We start from the raw sequence: 19299 nt of genomic DNA, 5'->3' as shown, positions 1-19299 counted from the left end.
TTATAGTATGACAAGTTTTTGAATTTTTTCAACTTGCTTATTTAAACGGTTAGATTTCACTTTTAGTTTATAGACATAGACTCCTTTTCCGATTTTATCACCAAAATCATCTCTACCATCCCATACAATACTACGAGATAATGAAGATGCTCCACTACCACAACACTCATCTGCACTTGTTTGCCCATTGATGGTTCTTACAAGTTTTCCTGAAACTGTGAATATCTGAACAGAGACATCTAATGGCTCTGAGCTATTATGATTAAACCAAAACTCAGTATAATTAACAAATGGATTTGGGTAATTAAGTACATTTTTGATAACTAATTCTTCATCTTTATCATAAACAGTGAATTGAATCTCAGCTGTAGATGAATTATTGTAGGTGTCCCAAGCTTTTAAAGTAAGTGTATGCAAACCAGGCTCTAAATCTCTAAATGGATACGAGACTGTGCCATTTGTGAAATCATCAACTTCTGCCTGATAGTAGTCATTTAATACTACAGGATTTGTCTCGTCTCCATCAATAATTGCTGTAATATCGTGACCAATACCACTTGCTGTATTAATACCATTATCATCTTGAAGTTTTGCCAGTAAACTTGGAGACTCATTTGTAACTCCTCCTGAAACAAAATTTTCGTCATTCATATATAAATTGATTACTGGACCAATATTATCTTCTGGTGCATCTTCATTAATGCCTCCAACTTTGATATCAAAATTTGCACCTGTTTGATCAGATAATCCGTTATCTGTTTGAGCATAAAAGCTAACTTTTCCATTACCTACTGGTATACCAATATCTCTAGGCACTATAAAATCGAACTCAAACTGACCATTTTCAATTGTAGCCTGTCCTTTGAAAAGGATTTCTCCTAAAGTGGTAAAATTTAAATAAATTGTACCATTACCATCTGTAGTTCCGTCGTTAGCCAACGTTTGACGATCAATTCTTTTATCAAAAACCGTAGCGGTTAATGTACCGTTGTAATTAGATAACACATTGCCATTAACATCGGTAACTTCTCCAGATAATTTAGTACGACTTAGTGCTTTTAATGTATCTATTTGCTGTGTGATTTCTACATCATTCACTTTGGTAAGTCTAATGTCTGGCTGCGGAAATGCCAACTTCATAGCAGGATCTCCTATTAAAAAAACCAATCGTTTTTGTGTGATTCCCGCTATACTATTATCAGTTTTTGTTAATCTTAAAACTTCTCCTATAGGTTGGTAATCATTAGATCCGTAAGCGAATAAATAATCATCTAAAGTCTCATTAAAACTCTCTCCTACTGTAACAAAAATCTGTCTTGTTGTGGTCATTAAAGCAATGGCACCTCCTGTTGTATTCCAATATGTAAACTCTCCCGCTGTATCTCTATCAGGATCGTCAAACTTTGTAAACTCACAGGTTACTGTTATAAAAAGATTGTATTTGCAAATATTATTAATCTCCTGAGCATCAAACTTATCGAAAATACGCTCCTTAGCCAATCCGTTTTCACCACCATGCCCAAAATAATTTACAACCACAGCACCAACCTCAATAGCATCTTTAAAAGCTTCATTTACTTGCGGATATCGATCTCCTGCAGCAGAAGATTCCTGTTCAAAAGCATCTGTGTGAATCTTTACAACATTAAAAAATGGCTTATCGGTTTCTATATTAGTTCCTAGATTATCTGTGGTCTCTTGTAATGTTCTTTCCCAACCTACATCTACATCATCTGACACTAATAAGACATTATTTCTCCAAATCCCATAGGCTTCTGGCTGATAATAAGCTTCGATTTTATCTACCATTTCTTTTGCTCGCTGAAGATCTTCTGCTAATATTCTGCCTACCGCAACATCCATTCTATCCGAATTACCCATACCTCCTTCATTATCATCTAACATCACATAAAAATCATCTGAAACAAACGAATTTGTGAGGCTAAAACTATCTATAGAATACCAAGAAGGAACTAAGTTTGTATTGTTTCTTACTCTATCTTTGTAGTCATAAGAACCCTCACCAAACAAGCATACATATTTTAACTTTCGACTAGGAACACTAGCGTTGTCATAAACATATTTTAAGAAATTTCTAATAGCAGCAATATCCTGACTCCCAGCACTAAACTCATTATAAATGGTTTGAAGATCAACAACCTTTACGTTAAGACCGTACTTATTTCTATTAATCTGAGCCAATCGCTCTGCTTGAGATAAAAGTTCAGCGGGAGTCAACATAATGTAATCCACATCCTCAAAAACACCTTGATTGTTAAGAAATATTGTTCCTTTTAAATTCTGATTTGCTACAGTAGATCTCGATTCTTTTTTTGGCTGTAATGTATTTGAAGTAGAAAAAGCGATATAAGTGCGTTCTTCACCCGAAACAGCCTTAAAACTTAAGTTGCTTAACCCTTCGGGATTTAAAGTGTTAGAAACATTAAACCTATCTGTTATATCCCATATTTCATGAACACCTGAAGCATTTGACAAATTGTACTCCACAATACCTGGAGTAATAGCCACATCATTATTTTTAAACACCAATTGATCTCCTGCGTATGCCAAATCTCTTGTGGCTTCAATATTGATATAATCTAAATAGGCATTTGCAGACGGATTACCATTATTATTATAATCTAAGGTTACTCTTATTGCATCTGATGACATATTTAAATCACCTCCATAGGCATTTGCGGTACCCAAAACAGATCCAGGAGTAATAACACCCAAACCAAGACTAGAAATAAGGTTTCCGTTTATTGTAATGCCCATTGTAGTACCATCGGTTTCTGAAACTGAACCTACTGCAATATCGAATCGTACAGGCTCACTAGTTACTAAATTCGGAAATTGAAAGTCATAAACACGCTGATTTTCAACACCAAAAGCATCACCAAACCAACGTCTACCTAATTTGGCTAAATTATGCTCATCTACTTCATAAAACTGATAATCTTGAAAGGTATTGATTTGTATATCTGCTGCTGCATCTATACTTGGCATTTGCTGAATTCTTTTACCGTTACCAGAACTAATATTTACATAATAATAGGTCTTGTCTGTGTATAAGTTTAAGTTTGTTTGACTCTCTTGGCTATATGTTTTAGGACCTTCACCATAAAATAAGATGTAATCATTATTATCAAAACTTCCATCATCTTCACCAACAAATTTTACAGCGTTTTCTACCAAATCAAAAGGATAATTAGCAGAATTTAATAATGGCAACATCCTTCCTCCATTACCATATATTTTAATATTTCGAGGATCTACAGAATTTGTATTGATTCCTAAACTATTTAGAAATCCTTTTGACAACCGAAAAACACCGGACTCTTCTATATAAAACCTATACCACTCACCAGAACTTAGTACAGAATTTATAATATCTGATTTTGCTACAGCCTGAGATCTATTAGATGTAATATTATAGTTTATAGTGAAGGATTTAATCTTTTTATAAACACCTCTATCCTTAACAATAGGACTTATTTGAAAATAATATCCGCGTTTGTCTCTTGCATTGGTGTTGTAAGAATTGAATTTTACCGAATTTGGAACAAGATTAGTACTTAAGTTTTTAAGACTATTTTGAGTAATCGTTTCGTAAACAACATTAGATAAGGTAACCGAATTTTCATCTACAAAACCTCTGTCTCCTTCCCATTGAGAAAAAAATATCAAACCATTTTTGTCGTCATAACTAAAATGTTTCTCATCAAATCCTGGGATGGTTATCTTACCATATTCTGTTTCTAAAACCTTATCACCATTCCATTCAATATTAAATTGTTTTTGTTGCCCAAAAGCGAACAAACCGAACATTATTAGAACAAAAACAGAGCAATTTTTCATTTAAATTTTTTATGATTTAAAAGCCTTATATTCTCAAAAGCAAATACCACTAACCTGATATTGTATAAAATACAGTTGAATAACGGTTAATTTATAGGCTTATTATGGTACTTCAATTTTTATTTCAAAAATACAACAATAATTTATTTTAGTAATCGTTATTAAAGAGCAAAACACATCGTTAAATCGACCAAAAATCCGTTATTGTGTTCAAAAAAAAGGATGAAATGCATATTTTTTTGAATTTTCAAGCAAAAAAAAGTTGTTGGTTTACCTTTAATTGTTATATTGCGGAACTAAAAATTCAACGAGCTTACTTAAACATATGGATATGAAAAATGTCTCAAACCTAAAATTTTTAATTGCACTGACGCTTTGCGCTAGTATTGTTAGTTGTAAACGTAACTCTAACTCAGGCAATGTAGATAGTGCTACAGGATGGAAAATCAACGATAAGAATGGTGGTTTTCAGTACAACACCAGCTTTAAAGAACAAGAAACACCTCCTGGTACAGCTTTTATTGAAGGCGGAACTTTTACAATGGGTAAAGTACAAGACGACCCAATGCACGATTGGAACAACACACCAAACCAACAGCATATCCAATCTTTTTATATGGATGAAGCCGAGGTTACTAACGTAAATTATCTTTATTACTTATATTATCTAAAAAGTGTATATCCACCAGACGATCCTAACTATGCTCTTATATATAAAGGAGCACTTCCTGATACTTTGGTATGGAGAAATCGTTTAGGTTATAACGAAATGATGACAGAAAACTATTTACGTCATCCTGGTTATGCTAATTATCCTGTTGTTGGTGTTAGCTGGATTCAAGCTGTTGAATATGCAAACTGGAGATCTAACCGTGTTGCTGAAATGTCTTTACAAGATGCAGGCTACATAAAAAGAGATGCTCACTTAACAGACTTAAACGCAGACAGTACTTTTGATGTAGATACATACATTAACGCACCAACTCAAACTTATGGAGGTAATTCTGAAGTTTTAGAAGGTGGTAAAAGAAGACAGCAAACAGATGCTGAAGGCAACCCTGTTAATGTTTACGCTAATAGAGAGACTGGACTAATCCCAGTAAAATATAGACTACCAACTGAGGCAGAATGGGAATATGCTGCTCTAGGCATGAGTGAGTTAAGAAGCTATAACGTTTATAGAGGTCGTAAAAAATATCCTTGGGATGGCCAATACACAAGATCTGGTAAGCGTGTAAATCGTGGTGATCAAATGGCTAACTTTAAGCAAGGTAAAGGTGACTATGGTGGAATTGCTGGATGGTCTGATGATGGTGCTGATATTACTGCCGAAGTAAAATCATACGAACCAAACGATTACGGTCTTTATGATATGGCTGGTAACGTTGCTGAGTGGGTAGCCGATGTTTATCGTCCTATTGTTGATGATGAGTTTAACGACTTCAACTACTACAGAGGTAATGTTTACACAAAAAATGCTTTAAATCCTGATGGAACAGTAAAAATTGTTACTGCAGAGGAAATAGTATACGACACCTTAAGTAATGGTAAAATCATTGCTCGTAATCTACCAGGTGAAATTGCAAAAATCCCTGTTGATGATGAAGACACTTATTTAAGAACTCAGTTTGACAAGAGTGATAACAGAAACTTTAGAGATGGTGACAAGCGTTCTTCTCGTTATTACAGAGAAAGTTTTGACGAAGGTGACGACAGAGTTGACGCTACAGGAAAAATGTACAACTCACCTAAGCATACCGTAGCTGTAGATTCAGCTGAAGGTAAGCTTATTAGAGAATATGACAAATCTAACAATAGAACATCTTTAATCAACGACGAAGTAAGAGTTTTCAAAGGTGGTTCATGGAGAGATAGAGCATATTGGATAGATCCTGCACAACGTCGTTATTTCCCACAAGATATGGCTACAGACTATATTGGGTTTAGATGTGCTGTTTCTAGAGTAGGTTCTAAATCTGTAAAATCTCAAAAGAAACGTAACTAATAAGACTTTAAATAATATTTAAAAAAGTCCTGATAAATTTATCAGGACTTTTTTATTTTTAGACTCATGGAAATAGCATCTATATATAAAAAATTTGAAGTCTGCACTTCTGTCTCTACAGATACAAGAAAAATCAGCAAAGACGATATGTACTTCGCTTTAAAAGGTGATAATTTTGATGGTAACAAGTTTGTTAAGCAAGCTTTTGATAACGGAGCAAAATACTGTGTTGTTGATGATAAAAAAGGCGTTATAAATGACAATTGCATATTAGTAAACGATGCATTAAAAACACTTCAAAAATTAGCCACATACCATCGTAGAGAAATTAAAACACCTATAATATCATTAACAGGAAGTAACGGTAAAACAACAACAAAAGAGTTAATTAAAGCTGTACTTTCAACCACTTACAAAGTCAATGCAACCAAAGGAAACCTCAACAATCATATAGGAGTACCACTCACCTTATTGTCCTTTACCAAAGACTTAGATTATGGTATTGTTGAAATGGGAGCCAATCACCAAAAAGAAATTGAATTTCTTTGCGGTATAGCACAACCTGATTATGGACTAATCACAAATTTTGGAAAAGCACACCTAGAAGGATTTGGAAGTGAAGAAGGCATTATAAAAGGCAAGTCTGAATTGTACGATTATCTAAAATCAAATCAAAAAACTGCATTTATAAACACTGACGATCCTAAGCAAATTAAACAGATTAATAATTATCAAAATATAGTTAGGTTTGGAAAAGCAAAAGAAAACGATTGTACTGTTGAGTTTAAAAGTGCTGACCCATTTGTAAACTTAAGCTTTAAAAAAATTGAAATTAAAAGCCAACTTATCGGTGATTACAATTATGGTAACATAGCAGTTGCTGTAGCTATTGGTCAATATTTTAATGTAAAGCCTGAGGCTATTAAAAATGCAATTGAAAGCTACCAACCCAACAACAATCGTTCTGAAATTATTGAAAGAGGGTCTACAAAAATTATTTTAGATGCTTATAATGCTAACCCAACAAGCATGTTGGCAGCGCTTAAAAATCTAAAACAGCTCAATGCAGAATACAAATATCTTTTTCTGGGAGATATGTTTGAGCTGGGTAAAGAAGCTGAAAAAGAGCACCAAGCTATTGTCAATTTTGCTGAAAATAATTTTGATAAAAACATCATTCTGGTAGGTGAGAATTTTCACAAAACCAGTACCAAACCAACAACTAAGAAATTCAAAAGTTTTGAAGATTTAAAGCCTCTACTAAAAAACTTAGACTTAAATGATTCTACAGTTTTAATTAAAGGCTCTAGAGGAATGGCTTTAGAACGGATTTTAGAATTCATATAGAAACATCAAATCCAAACGCTTGTTTGGATTTTTTGTTGTGGGTCATACTGGATTCGAACCAGTGACTTCTACCCTGTCAAGGTAACACTCTGAACCAACTGAGTTAATGACCCTTATATAAACAAAAAAAGTTCACATTTCTGTGAACTTTTGTGGGCGCGAAGGGATTCGAACCCCTGACCCCTTGGGTGTAAACCAAGTGCTCTGAACCAACTGAGCTACGCGCCCTAATTATTAGGACTGCAAAGATAGACTAGTTTTTAATATCTCAAAATATTTTTTTAAAAATTTTTCATTATTCCTTCATCTGAAAAAAATAAAAATATTTTTCTACTTAATTTATTTAATTACTTTTAAATCTGATAAGATTTTAGACTTGAAATACACCTCTTTAACAGACCTTCTAGACCTTAGCTTAGACCAAATAGCTGAGCTAAATGCCAATAGTATTATTAGGCTTCAAAAACAGTTGAAGGCTAAAGCAATGCTAGAGGATGTCAATAACATTGGAGAGATCACTAAAATCATTGACGATCTGAAAAATGACAGTCGTAGAGAGTGCTACATTTTTGTTGAAAAACATGCTTGGCTAAAACATTTAATATCTGGTAATTTTGAAGACATAAGATTAAAAGATATCTATATAGATGAGTCTTCAATACAAGATCTAGAAACTCTTAAATATTTTCTCAACGACTATTTTAAAGAAAATTTAGTTGTATATATTGGTGATGCTCTCAATAAAGGAAAATATGAGCATATTTATAAAGTACTACAACACAACTATCTGTTTACAGAAGCCATCAATCAATTAGTTATCAACTTTTTTAAGGCGAGGTTAAATTATGCTTGTGCATATCTTCAAAAAGGTAAATTAAGCGAAAAACAATATCCTGTAGCATTTATAAGTAACAAGACATTTATAGATAGTTTAAACACCTATCCTGATGCTTTTAATGAAGAAATACTAGAGCTAAACTCAGAGGTAATTGATACTTATAATCAGCTAAGAAGAAACACAAGTAGAGATAATTTTAAGTTCTGTGCTAGGGTAATGGTAGCATTTGCTCACTTAGATACTTCAAAGGTATTTTTAAAGGAGACTTTAGAATCTAACGCAGAGATAGCGAAAGAATACGCTTTTTCCTCTACTCGTGATAAAGAGAAGTCTGGCTCTGGATCAAACAGTTGGAGCATCGTTTTCATTGTATTTATAGTTATAAGACTCATTATTTGGATAGCAAAAGATGTTTCTAATGATTCGCGTCCTGATTTTAATTCTATAAATTTTGAAAATTTCAACTATAGATCTAATGGTACTAATAGTGATAACCCAAATTTAACTAGGTTAGATAGTATTATTAGAGAAGTACAGAAAGGAAATGCTGATGAAGAGGATTTAAGAAATGTTCTTAGCGGAAATTCTAAATCTTCTGATGACAATAATTCTGATGATGAGATTGAAGAAACAGTAATAGAATCTACAGAAGACATTGAGGAAACTGTGATTGAGTCTACTGAATTAATAGACGACGAACCACTTTCTAAAGCAGATAAAAGAAAACTTATAAGTCATATTCGTTTTTTATATTCTCTTAAATATAAGTATTATAAAAAACCGAAAGTCAATACCATAACTGCATCTGTAAAACCTTATTCTAATCCTTACCCAAAATCGTTTAATGCAATTCCGCATGAATTAAGAGTTTCTAGTAAAGATAAGATTACGTTGATTAGTAATAAAAGTAATAATGACCTTGTCGTTTTTAGGCTAAAAAACAATGTAGATCAGTCTATTTTTATACCAAAGAATAAAGACCTGTATATCCATCTAAGAGAAAGAGATTGTGTTGCTTTTTATACAGGAAGCGATTTTATTAATTCCAAGTTTTCTCACTTTAGAAGCGATGGTAGACTTTCAGAATTATATCAAATTAAGAATCTAAACAAGAGAAATAGTATTATAGTTGTTTATCCTCCTAAAGAAGATGAAACTAGCACTTCATCTCAAAGAGTTCAGCATAATGCTTATGATACTGATAATTTGAGGTCTTATGATTTGAATCTGGAACCTTTATATATTGATGCGCTTTACAAAGATTATTACAATAATTACTACAACAGAAATTAATTTAACCCTGTTTTACTATCATCACTAAAGTCTTTGCGTTGATGTCTATCATTCTCGTGCACTAGAGCTGACAGTCCATAAACTACATGGCGAATTACCTTGTAATCTTGTTGTTCTAAGGCTTTATCTCCTTGTTCAAATAATTTTTCAGCTTTACGCTTATTTGTGAAATTATCATAGAGTTTTAAACCTAGATAATAGGATATAAAGTTTTCGTCACTAGATTGTATAATGGCATTGAACAGCTCTTCCAACTCCTTAATCTTTGAACGAATAAGATATCTATCTAATGAATTAATAACCTCTTTTTCATTTTGAATAATACGCTGATACTTAGTTTTGAATCGCTCATTTTCATTCTGGTTAAGATGATATTCTAAATCGGCCTTTGTATCGTTATACTCTTCAATTTCTTTTGCTACAATCTCATTTCGGGTTAAGTCGTCAAAATCTTGTATAAGCTTTCGCTTTTTATCATCGAGTTGAAATTTAGTATCCGAAATATCATCATCATGTATCAATGAAGCTTCAATCTGAATTTCAATAAGTCCTACTCGTATGGATTCGAGCTTATTAGAATATTCAAAATTTTCATTAGCATTAGCTGTTTTGATTACAGCTTCAACATCACCTAAAATTGTATTAATCTCAGTATTGATTTTGTTTACGCTAATGGATCGCTCAGATTCACTAAATACGTTCTCAAACTCTTGATCGCAAGACTGTAAAAACACATTTATTTTCAGTTCTCTAGATTCAGAAATTTCCAATTCAATTTCAATATCAGTTCCTTTAATTAAATCGTCTTCTAAATCTTCACCAAAAATTTCGATGTAACCAATACTTAGACCAGAACTTGGCAAGCCATTAGATTTTCCTTCGATGACATTGATAGCAAGGTTAGATTTAGACTTTTTTAAAATGGTTTTAGAAGCTGTTTTATATATTTTTTTCTTTAATGGCAGAATACTTCCTTTGGCAAATATGCGCTCTAATCGTGTAGCTGAAGCATCCATATCATCTATCTCAATACAGATATCATTTGGCAGTGGTTGCCCATTTACACTGTAACTACCATGATTAATAGAAATTGGATCTATAACTTTTAAAACTTCTAAACCACTGTTGAGCAATTGTACCTTAAACTGGTTAAGTCTACCTTCTAAAAGCGGCACAAATTCTGAAAACGAATTGTTCTTTAAGTTTTTTACTCCAGAATCGTAACCTCCATCTTTTCGTATTATTCTATAATTATCAATATCTACTCCTGAGAATTTTGCAGTAATCAATTCCTCAGCATCTCTTGTGTTCTGTTCGTAGAAAAACTTAGAATCAATTATTGATTCCTCTTTATTTTCTTCTTCCTCAACAATTTCTTCCTCTTTTAACTCACTAGGTTTAGAACCTGCATAATATGCTGCACCCTCAACAACTGCAGACGTTGGGTCTATTGAAGAATTAACCTCCACACCTATGGCATTGGCAATTGATTTTTTAATTAAAGGTATATATGTAGTTCCTCCAATTAAAATTACGCGCTTTATATCTGAATTAAGCAACTGATTTTCCTTAATAATATCTTTAATGATAGTAACCGTATTTTCTACGTTTGAAAGAATTAAATTCTCAAAAACTTCACGTTTTACTATTAAATGATCATATAAGTCAACATCATTAATACTAATGTCTAGTTCTATTTCGGTTTCTTCAAAATTTGAAAGCTCCTTTTTCGCTTCTTCAGCCTTCTTTAATAATTCAAAATAAAGTCCTTTGTGTGTTGAAGATTTGGATTTTAAAGATTTCCATAAATCCGATTGGCCTGTCTTTTCTTCAATAAAAGGCACTATCAGATGCTGAACTATTAGACTATCAAAATCGGCACCACCTAAATAATTATCACCTTGATGATCTACAACTTTTAACTCTCTTTCATCAACTTCAACCAAAGCCACATCAAACGTTCCACCACCAAAATCATAAACAATCCAATGTTCCTTTTCTTTAACTTCGGTATTAGACGTATTAGCAAATGCCAAACAAGCTGCTATGGGCTCTTGGAGTAGAACTACTTCTTTAAATCCGGCTAAATAACCTGCTTTTTTTGTCGCATTAGATTGAATAGTGTCAAACGCAGCTGGTATTGTAATAACAACACTATTCACTGTCTCGCCATCTGGTAAAAAGTTTTTGAGTTCTTTTAAAACCAAAGACGAAAGTTCAATAGGCTGCATTTCCTTATCTAAAGCAGGCACAAAATAAGTGTCCTGAGTACCCATTTTTCTTTTGAATAACATACAGACATTTTCTGCATCTTTTTCTAAATAATCCAAAGCCTTATCACCAATTACGATTCTGTTACCTCTAAAAGCGATACAGGATGGTAAGGTTTGCTTTAAACCCAAAGGGTTATTAAATATTTTGATTTTACCGTTATCATATTTAGCGACCAGGCTGTTTGTTGTTCCTAGATCTATAGCAAAATTTATAGTCTTCATTAATCTTATTCTACAATTACAATCCCTTTTTGAACTAAGCTAGTTTCATTACCATTAACTTCATAAATGATTGGTTTTAAAACTTTAGTGATTTTTGAATTTTTATTTAAATCACCTGAAATACTTGCCTCAATATCTGTCATTTCATTTCTGTATGACTTCCCTATTGGATTGATAACATGATAATTTAAGTTTTTAAATTCATTAGCAATACGGTCAAAATTTCTGGAATAATCGTCACCGCCATTTTTTTGCAACTTAGATTCTAAAGCAAATATTTGATTGATAATTTCTATCATCACTTAAAAAATTTGATTTTGAAATATACGTATTTTTAGACTCTAAAGAACCTCTGCCACCACAAAAGTACTTCCGCCTACGTAAATTAAATCGTCTGTATCTGCATTTAGCTTAGCGGCATGTAACGCTTCATTTACCGAAGAATAAGAATTGCCTATAAAACCTTTATCAAGAAAATACCCTTTCAGTAAATCTTCATCTAATCCGCGTTGCACATTTGGTTTACAGAAGTAATATGTGGCGTTTTTTGGCAACAATGAAACAATTGAGTCTAAATCTTTATCGCTCACCACTCCAAAGACAATATGTAAATTATTATAGGATTCAGCTTGCAACTGTTGCATTGTATAACTTAAGCCTTCCTTGTTATGCGCTGTATCGCAAACAATTTTAGGTTCTTGCTGAAGAACTTGCCAACGTCCTTGTAATCCAGAATTTTTAACGACATTTAGTAGTCCTTTTTTTAAATTTGAATTTGAAATATTGTAACCCAATTGTCTGAGCACTGAAACAGATTGTATAACCGTTTTTTTGTTGTGTTCTTGGTACGAACCTTTTAAATCACTTTCAAAAACTTCATTTATCAATTGATCTGCAAAATAGATTTCAGAATTATTCTCCTTAGCTTTATTTTTAAAAACATTTTCAGTTTCAGGTTGTGTTTCACCAATTACAACAGGAATATTTGGTTTTATTATTCCAGCTTTTTCTGAAGCGATTTCGGGTAACGTCGTTCCTAAAAACTGCATATGATCAAAACCAATATTTGTAATTACAGAAAGCTCTGGAGTAATAATATTTGTTGAATCTAATCTGCCACCTAAACCAACTTCTATGATGGCAATATCAACTTTTTGTTTTGCAAAATAATCGAAAGCCATACCAACGGTCATTTCAAAAAAAGACAAATTATTAGACTCTAAAAACGTTTTATTTCGCTTTATAAAGCCAATGACAAATTGCTTGGAAACGACCTGTCCATTAATCCTGATTCGCTCTCTGAAATCTTTTAAATGTGGTGATGTATAAAGTCCAACTTTGTAACCTGCTTCTTGAAGGATTGACGCCAACATGTGACTTGTTGAACCTTTTCCATTAGTACCACCAACATGAATAGATTTGAATTTTTGTTCAGGATGATTAAGATGCGCTGAAAGTTTTAGCGTATTAGATAAATCTTTTTTAAACGCAGATTTACCCTTGTTTTGATACATTGGCAGTTGTTGAAACATCCAATTAACTGTATCAATATATTTCATTGGCTACTGACCGATATCAAAATTAATACTTACAAATCCTACTTGAGTAGTTGGTGCATTAGAGTCTGCTGGCCATTTATGAGATAAAGCAATCTTCTTCGCAGGTTCCAACAAACATGGCGCTGTATTGGTCGTACCTCTAATACCTGGAGTAGCTTTAACAACTTTACCTTGTTGGTTTACTTCTATTCTTACTACAACCAACCCGTATTCATTACAATCTTGTTTATAGATTTGACGAGAAGGTTTTCCACGACCTCCAAGTCCATAACCAACTCCACCTTTTCCAGGCCCTGAACCTCCAAAATAACTTGGTGCATAAGGATCACCATCTAACTGTCCTTTATTTCCTCCTACAGTATCATCACCTTCACCTCCATCATCAGTTCCGTTTGAGTTTTTTACACCTCCAATAAGGTTATCAAGCTTTTCTCTTTTTTCCGCTTCTTCCTTTCTTTTGCGCTCTTCAGCTTCACGCTTTTCGCGTTCTATACGCTCGGCTTCTGCTTTTGCCTTTGCTTCTGCTTCCTTTTGCTTTTTAATAGCGATAGCTTCTGCATCTTCCTGAGTCATTACATCCTCAGTTTTTTCAGTAGATATTGTTGGTTCTGATTGAGAAGTCTCTGGTTGAGATTCTTCGACAACTTGTTCTTCTACCGCTTCTCTTGGTTGACTTAGTGGTTTATTTCCGCTACCTACGTCTGTTGTTCCAAAATTAACAGCAACACCATATTCTTCTGGTGGGTCTAAATATTGTGGACCAACAAAAAATAACAACAAAAACAACAACAGTGCAATTAGAACTGTTATTCTTGCTGAATTACGTTGATGTATGGTCTCTAAATATTTCACTTTATTATGGTGCTTTCAATTTAATAATAGAGTTTTCAAAAATAATGCCGTTAATTAGACTTAACCGCCAAAGTAGATTTTATCTTATTTCTATTAGCGATATCCATAATGTACACAACATGTTTTAAATCAACATTTTCGTCTGAACGAATTGTTATTGTGCGCGAATCTGAATTTCCTAGTTTAGCTAAAACTTCAGTCTCTAATTGAGTTTTAGGGACTTGTTTCATATCTACAAAATACTGAAGATCTTTGTTGACACTTACCGATACGTTCTTGGTTTGAGTCGTTTTACTTGTTGAACTCGGTAATAATAAATCTATTGCTTCAGCAGAAACCAATGTAGATGCTATCATGAAAAAGATTAACAACAAAAACACAATATCTGTCATAGACGACATATTGAATTCTGGTGTTACTTTATTTCTTCCTCTAATATTCATAATTAGATTGGTTCGTTTAAGTGATCTAAAAACTCAACAGAGTTAGCTTCCATTTGGTACACCACTTTATTGGTTCTTACTACCAAGTGATTATATGCTACATAAGCAACAATACCGACTATCAATCCTCCTACTGTAGTTGTCATTGCAGTATATAAACCATCTGCTAAAGATTTAATATCTATGGAACCACCTGAGTTGGCGATTTCAAATATTGATAAAATCATTCCTATTACAGTTCCCAAAAACCCAATCATTGGTGCTACACCAGAGATGGTTGCTAGTATACTAACATGCTTTTCTAAACTGTAAATCTCTAATCGACCTGCATTTTCTATGGCTGTATTAATATCTTCTAAGGGTTTACCTATCCTGGTAATACCTTTGGCAATTAATCGAGATACTGGTGAATTTTGCTGAGCGCATAACATCTGAGCAGAATCTATCTTACCATTACTAACGTGATCTTTAATCTGATTCATAAAGTTTGAATCTACTTTTGAAGCTGCTTTGATAGCAAAAATTCTTTCAAAATAAATATACGTTGCCGCAATAAGAAGTAAGAATAACACTAGAATAATTACAATTCCTGAAGTTCCTCCACTGGTTATTAACTCAATAATAGAAAGTGTTTTTTCTACTTGTTCACCTGATGCTCCATCTGCTAGAACCTCTGCTCCATCTTGAATATTACTTAGTAATATCATATAAAAAGTTTTAAGTTTAAAAAGTTTCTGTATGTTATAACGTTAAGTTTTTAACTTAAGTATGTTAGAAAATAGCTCTGGTAACCATAAAGGCTGCTGCACCAGCTAAAAATCCGATTAATGCTAACCAAGAAATTTTCTTTAAGTACCAGAAAAAGTCAATTTTTTCCATACCCATTGCTACTACACCAGCAGCAGAACCAATGATCAACATACTACCTCCCGTACCTGCTGAATAAGCTATAAAATGCCATAACTCATTATCTAAAGGCTCAGAGAACATCCCTAAACTTGCCGCAACTAACGGTACGTTATCAATTACTGCAGAACCAACTCCTAGTAATAAAACTACTAAATCCGAAACGCCTTCTCCATTATGCCACTCAGTACCAAGTGCTGGCATTGTTTCTTGAAGTGAGCTTGCAAAACCAAACAAAATCCCCAAAGATTCTAAAGCTGCAACAGCCATTAAAATCCCTAAGAAGAATAATATACTTGGTAATTCAATTTTAGATAAAGAATAATGTACAGGACTATGGCTTGCGTGTTCATTATGCTCTTCTGATTGAATTTCAGATATTGCAAATTTTGAATTACTATAAACTTCTGCAAACACCGCAACAACACCCAATGACAACATCATACCTACATATGGTGGTAAATGTGTTATTACCTTAAAAACAGGCACAAAAACAATAGCTCCCAATCCTAAAAACAACATTGTAGAACTAAATTTATTCTTAGGTTTATCGTCCTCGTCTTGCAATGCTACCGTTCCTTTAAATGCAGGAAGTAAAGAAGCGATAAATGTTGGTACAGCCATACACAAAACCGAAGGAATAAATAAGTAAGCAAATAATTTTCCTGTAGATACTTTATTTCCAATCCAAAGCATTGTTGTTGTAACATCTCCAATTGGTGACCATGCTCCACCTGCATTTGCTGCAATAATAATTAAACCTGCATACCATATTCTTACATCTCTATCTTTCACAATTTTTTGTAAGATTGAAATTAAAACAATGGTTGCTGTTAAGTTGTCAATTATAGCAGAAAGTAAGAATGCTAAAATTGAAAACATCCAGAGCAATTTTTTTCTACTATTAAATTTTACAGCGGCTTTAATTGTAGAGAATCCGTCAAAATAATCTATAATTTCCACAATGGTCATTGCACCCAAAAGGAATACTAAAATTTCGGCTGTTTTACCTAAATGATGAAGCAATGTTTCTTCCATTAAGTGCATTTTTTCTTCATGGTTTAGAAGACCAAAATTCTCCAATAGGCTATGTTTTGCAGAATCGAACCATTGGGAAAAATCATCTATACCTAGTGATATCAATGCCCAGCTTATAGCCATCATTACTAAGGCTGGGATGAGTTTATCAATTTTAATATTATGCTCTAGTGTAATGGCTAAATAACCAAATACAAATACGAGAATTATTACGGTTTCCATATATTAAGGGATATTTTATATTAATTGTCTTAATGCAATTTCAAATGCAGTTTCACTTATACCTGTAACTGTAGGATTACTATCTTTTACTTCTTTGAGAGCCTGTTTAATTACATCTGAAGTATCATTAAAAATAGCTTCGTCTGTCATTAGCACTTTGCGTTCCATAAAATAAGCAAAGACTCTTGCCATTCCACAATTAGAAATAAAGTCTGGGATTAAGCTCACCTTTTGATCAGTATATTCCATTATTGGACCAAAGAAAATTTCCTTATCTGCAAAAGGCACATTTGCGCCACAAGTAATAACTTCTAGACCTGTATCAATCATATGATCGATTTGCGCTTTGGTAACCAATCTAGAGGCTGCACAAGGTGCAAACACTTCAGTTTCTAAAGACCATATTTTTTCATTAATTTCATCGAATGGGATAAGATTTTCAGCAACAAGTGTGTTTCCGTTTTTATTTAGATATAAGTCTGTAATCTCTTCAAAAGTAAAACCTTCTTCTTTGATTAAACCTCCAACTCTATCAATAATACCAACAACTTTAGCACCCATTTGTGCAAAATAAAATGCTGCAGCTGCACCAACATTTCCAAAACCTTGAACCACAACGCGCTTACCTTTTATAGAGGAGTCATTTAACTCATAAAAATGTTTTGCCGCAACAGCAACACCAAAACCAGTAATCATGTCTGCAACAGTATACTTTCTAGATACATCTGGAGAATACTCTGGGTTTTCAATAACTTTGATAACACCTTGTCTCAACTGACCAATTCTATTGATTTTATCAGCTTGGGTAGGTTTAAAATGTCCTTCAAAAACTCCTTCTTGAGGATGCCAAACACCACTCTCTTCGGTAATTGGAATAACTTCATGAATTTCATCAACATTAAGATCTCCACCAGTACCATAATAACTTTTTAACAAAGGCGAAACCGCTGCATACCAACGTTCTAATACACCTTTTTTTCTTGGATCTTGAGGATCAAAGTTAATACCGGATTTAGCTCCACCAATAGCTGGGCCAGATACTGTAAACTTAACTTCCATAGTTTTAGCTAAAGACAGAACCTCGTTCATATCTAAGCCTTTACGCATCCTGGTTCCGCCTCCTGCGGCACCACCTCTAAGCGAATTAATAACTGTCCAACCTTCTGCTTCGGTTTCTGGATCGTTCCAATGGAACACTATTTCTGGGGATTTATCTTCGTATTTTTGAAGTAGTTGCTTTATCAATTTGTATGATTTAATTAATGGTAACAAATATAAAAAACTCAAATGCCTAAAAAGTGAATTAATTATTAATTTTAAGAATTTGGAATTAAAATTTTTCCAGAAGAATGATCTTTTACGGCTCCTGTAACACTCTGTAGACAGTTTATTTCGTTTCTTTCTTTTAAAACGCCTAATAATCCAAAAACTAGAGCTTCTTTAAACTCAATAATTTCATTATCAGGAATTAAAATTTTTGATTCTGTTTTTAATTTAAGTCTCTCAATTAAAAAATCGTTGTAGGCTCCGCCTCCTGTTATTAATGTATTTGTCATCTTACCCTTCAAAACTTTAGAAATCTGAATTGCAATATGCTCAGCAAATGTTCTTAATATATCTTCAACACTAAGGTTATAATTGTCTATTAAAGGAAATACATACATTTTTACCCATTCTAATCCTAGAGATTTTGGGGCTGATTTTTTATAAAATTCGAGTTGATTTAATTTATACAATAACTCATCGTGTAACTTTCCTGTAGAAGCTAAGTTACCACGATCATCGTATTCTTGATTAAGTTTTGAAACATAATAATTGAGTATAATATTAACTGGGCAAATATCAAAAGCGATGCGTTCTCCATTCTTTTCAAAAGAAACATTGGCAAATCCACCTAAATTCAAGCAATAATCATAATCATGGAAAAGTAACCTATCACCAATAGGTACTAATGGAGCTCCCTGTCCTTCGTACTCAACATCTTGCACTCTATAATCGCAAATAACCTTTTGTTGTAATGTATCTGCTAACAATTGAAGATTACCTATCTGATAGGTTAATTTATGCTCTGGTTGATGCAATGCTGTATGTCCGTGAGAAGACATAAAATCTATTTCATTAATACTATAATGACTTATAAATTCCTGAATTTCATTAGCTAAATACTTAGAATATTCAATATCTATATCTTTTAATTCTTCCAGTGATTTATTCACTAGCTCACTCAAAATACGCTTCCATTGATTGGAATATTTCCGAGTTTCAGCATTTAGAATTTTAAAGCTCCAATCCTTTTTGTAGCTATATGTTGCATAGATGATATCGATTCCATCTAAAGATGTCCCAGACATTACTGCCACAACATTATATTCAGCTTTTATCATATTAGTAAAAATAATATTACTTATTGAAAAAACAGCAAGAAAGCGTTATCTTTGCA

Annotated in this window: 13 protein-coding genes and 2 tRNA genes; 3 read left to right on the top strand and 12 right to left on the bottom strand. The window is 33.1% G+C overall.

Annotation, left to right across the window (positions count from 1 at the left end; all coding sequences use genetic code 11):
* Positions 1-3861, bottom strand: a complete 3861-nt coding sequence (gene porU, locus MST30_RS08640; RefSeq protein ID WP_243471014.1) for a type IX secretion system sortase PorU — start codon at positions 3859-3861, stop codon at positions 1-3.
* Between the two features lie 325 nt (positions 3862-4186).
* Between porU and gldJ the strand changes: the two genes are divergently transcribed.
* On the top strand, positions 4187-5866 hold the full coding sequence (gldJ, locus tag MST30_RS08635) for a gliding motility lipoprotein GldJ (RefSeq protein ID WP_243471013.1): 1680 nt from the start codon (positions 4187-4189) through the stop codon (positions 5864-5866).
* A 66-nt stretch (positions 5867-5932) separates the two neighbouring features.
* On the top strand, positions 5933-7213 hold the full coding sequence (locus MST30_RS08630) for a UDP-N-acetylmuramoyl-tripeptide--D-alanyl-D-alanine ligase (RefSeq protein WP_243471012.1): 1281 nt from the start codon (positions 5933-5935) through the stop codon (positions 7211-7213).
* 38 nt (positions 7214-7251) lie between these two features.
* On the opposite strand, the gene MST30_RS08625 is transcribed toward MST30_RS08630, so the two are convergent.
* A tRNA-Val gene (locus tag MST30_RS08625) sits at positions 7252-7326 on the bottom strand.
* Between the two features lie 40 nt (positions 7327-7366).
* Positions 7367-7441, bottom strand: a tRNA-Val gene (locus tag MST30_RS08620).
* 148 nt (positions 7442-7589) lie between these two features.
* Here MST30_RS08620 and MST30_RS08615 point away from each other — a divergent pair.
* Entirely contained in the window at positions 7590-9344 is a 1755-nt protein-coding gene (locus MST30_RS08615; RefSeq protein WP_243471011.1) for a hypothetical protein, read from the top strand.
* Here MST30_RS08615 and MST30_RS08610 read toward each other — a convergent pair.
* The 9 genes from MST30_RS08610 to MST30_RS08570 form a co-directional block, all read right to left on the bottom strand.
* Positions 9341-11839 (bottom strand): Hsp70 family protein, encoded by a 2499-nt coding sequence (locus MST30_RS08610; RefSeq protein ID WP_243471010.1) that lies wholly within the window; start codon positions 11837-11839, stop codon positions 9341-9343. The two genes, MST30_RS08615 and MST30_RS08610, sit on opposite strands and share 4 nt — an antisense overlap.
* Positions 11840-11844: 5 nt before the next feature.
* Positions 11845-12138 carry a hypothetical protein gene (locus MST30_RS08605; protein WP_243471009.1) on the bottom strand — a complete coding sequence of 98 codons (294 nt, stop codon included), beginning with the start codon at positions 12136-12138 and terminating at the stop codon, positions 11845-11847.
* Positions 12139-12180: 42 nt separating this feature from the next.
* Positions 12181-13398, bottom strand: a complete 1218-nt coding sequence (locus MST30_RS08600) for a bifunctional folylpolyglutamate synthase/dihydrofolate synthase (protein ID WP_243471008.1) — start codon at positions 13396-13398, stop codon at positions 12181-12183.
* 3 nt (positions 13399-13401) lie between these two features.
* Complete coding sequence (locus MST30_RS08595) at positions 13402-14250, bottom strand: energy transducer TonB (RefSeq protein ID WP_243471007.1); 849 nt, start codon at positions 14248-14250, stop codon at positions 13402-13404.
* A gap of 50 nt (positions 14251-14300) precedes the next feature.
* The gene (locus tag MST30_RS08590) at positions 14301-14693 is read right to left on the bottom strand and encodes an ExbD/TolR family protein (RefSeq protein WP_243471006.1); all 393 of its coding nucleotides are present in this window, start codon (positions 14691-14693) and stop codon (positions 14301-14303) included.
* A gap of 2 nt (positions 14694-14695) precedes the next feature.
* Positions 14696-15400, bottom strand: a complete 705-nt coding sequence (locus MST30_RS08585; protein ID WP_243471005.1) for a MotA/TolQ/ExbB proton channel family protein — start codon at positions 15398-15400, stop codon at positions 14696-14698.
* Positions 15401-15464: 64 nt separating this feature from the next.
* Positions 15465-16859, bottom strand: a complete 1395-nt coding sequence (nhaD, locus tag MST30_RS08580) for a sodium:proton antiporter NhaD (protein ID WP_243471004.1) — start codon at positions 16857-16859, stop codon at positions 15465-15467.
* A 15-nt stretch (positions 16860-16874) separates the two neighbouring features.
* Entirely contained in the window at positions 16875-18101 is a 1227-nt protein-coding gene (locus tag MST30_RS08575) for a Glu/Leu/Phe/Val dehydrogenase dimerization domain-containing protein (RefSeq protein WP_243473871.1), read from the bottom strand.
* Between the two features lie 74 nt (positions 18102-18175).
* A complete protein-coding gene (locus MST30_RS08570; protein WP_243471003.1) occupies positions 18176-19243 on the bottom strand; it encodes an anhydro-N-acetylmuramic acid kinase in 1068 nt (355 codons plus the stop codon).
* Between the last annotated feature and the right edge of the window lie 56 nt (positions 19244-19299).

The organism is Winogradskyella sp. MH6, from assembly GCF_022810765.1.
Taxonomy (GTDB): Bacteria; Bacteroidota; Bacteroidia; order Flavobacteriales; family Flavobacteriaceae; genus Winogradskyella.
This window is presented reverse-complemented; position numbering and strand designations above follow the sequence as displayed.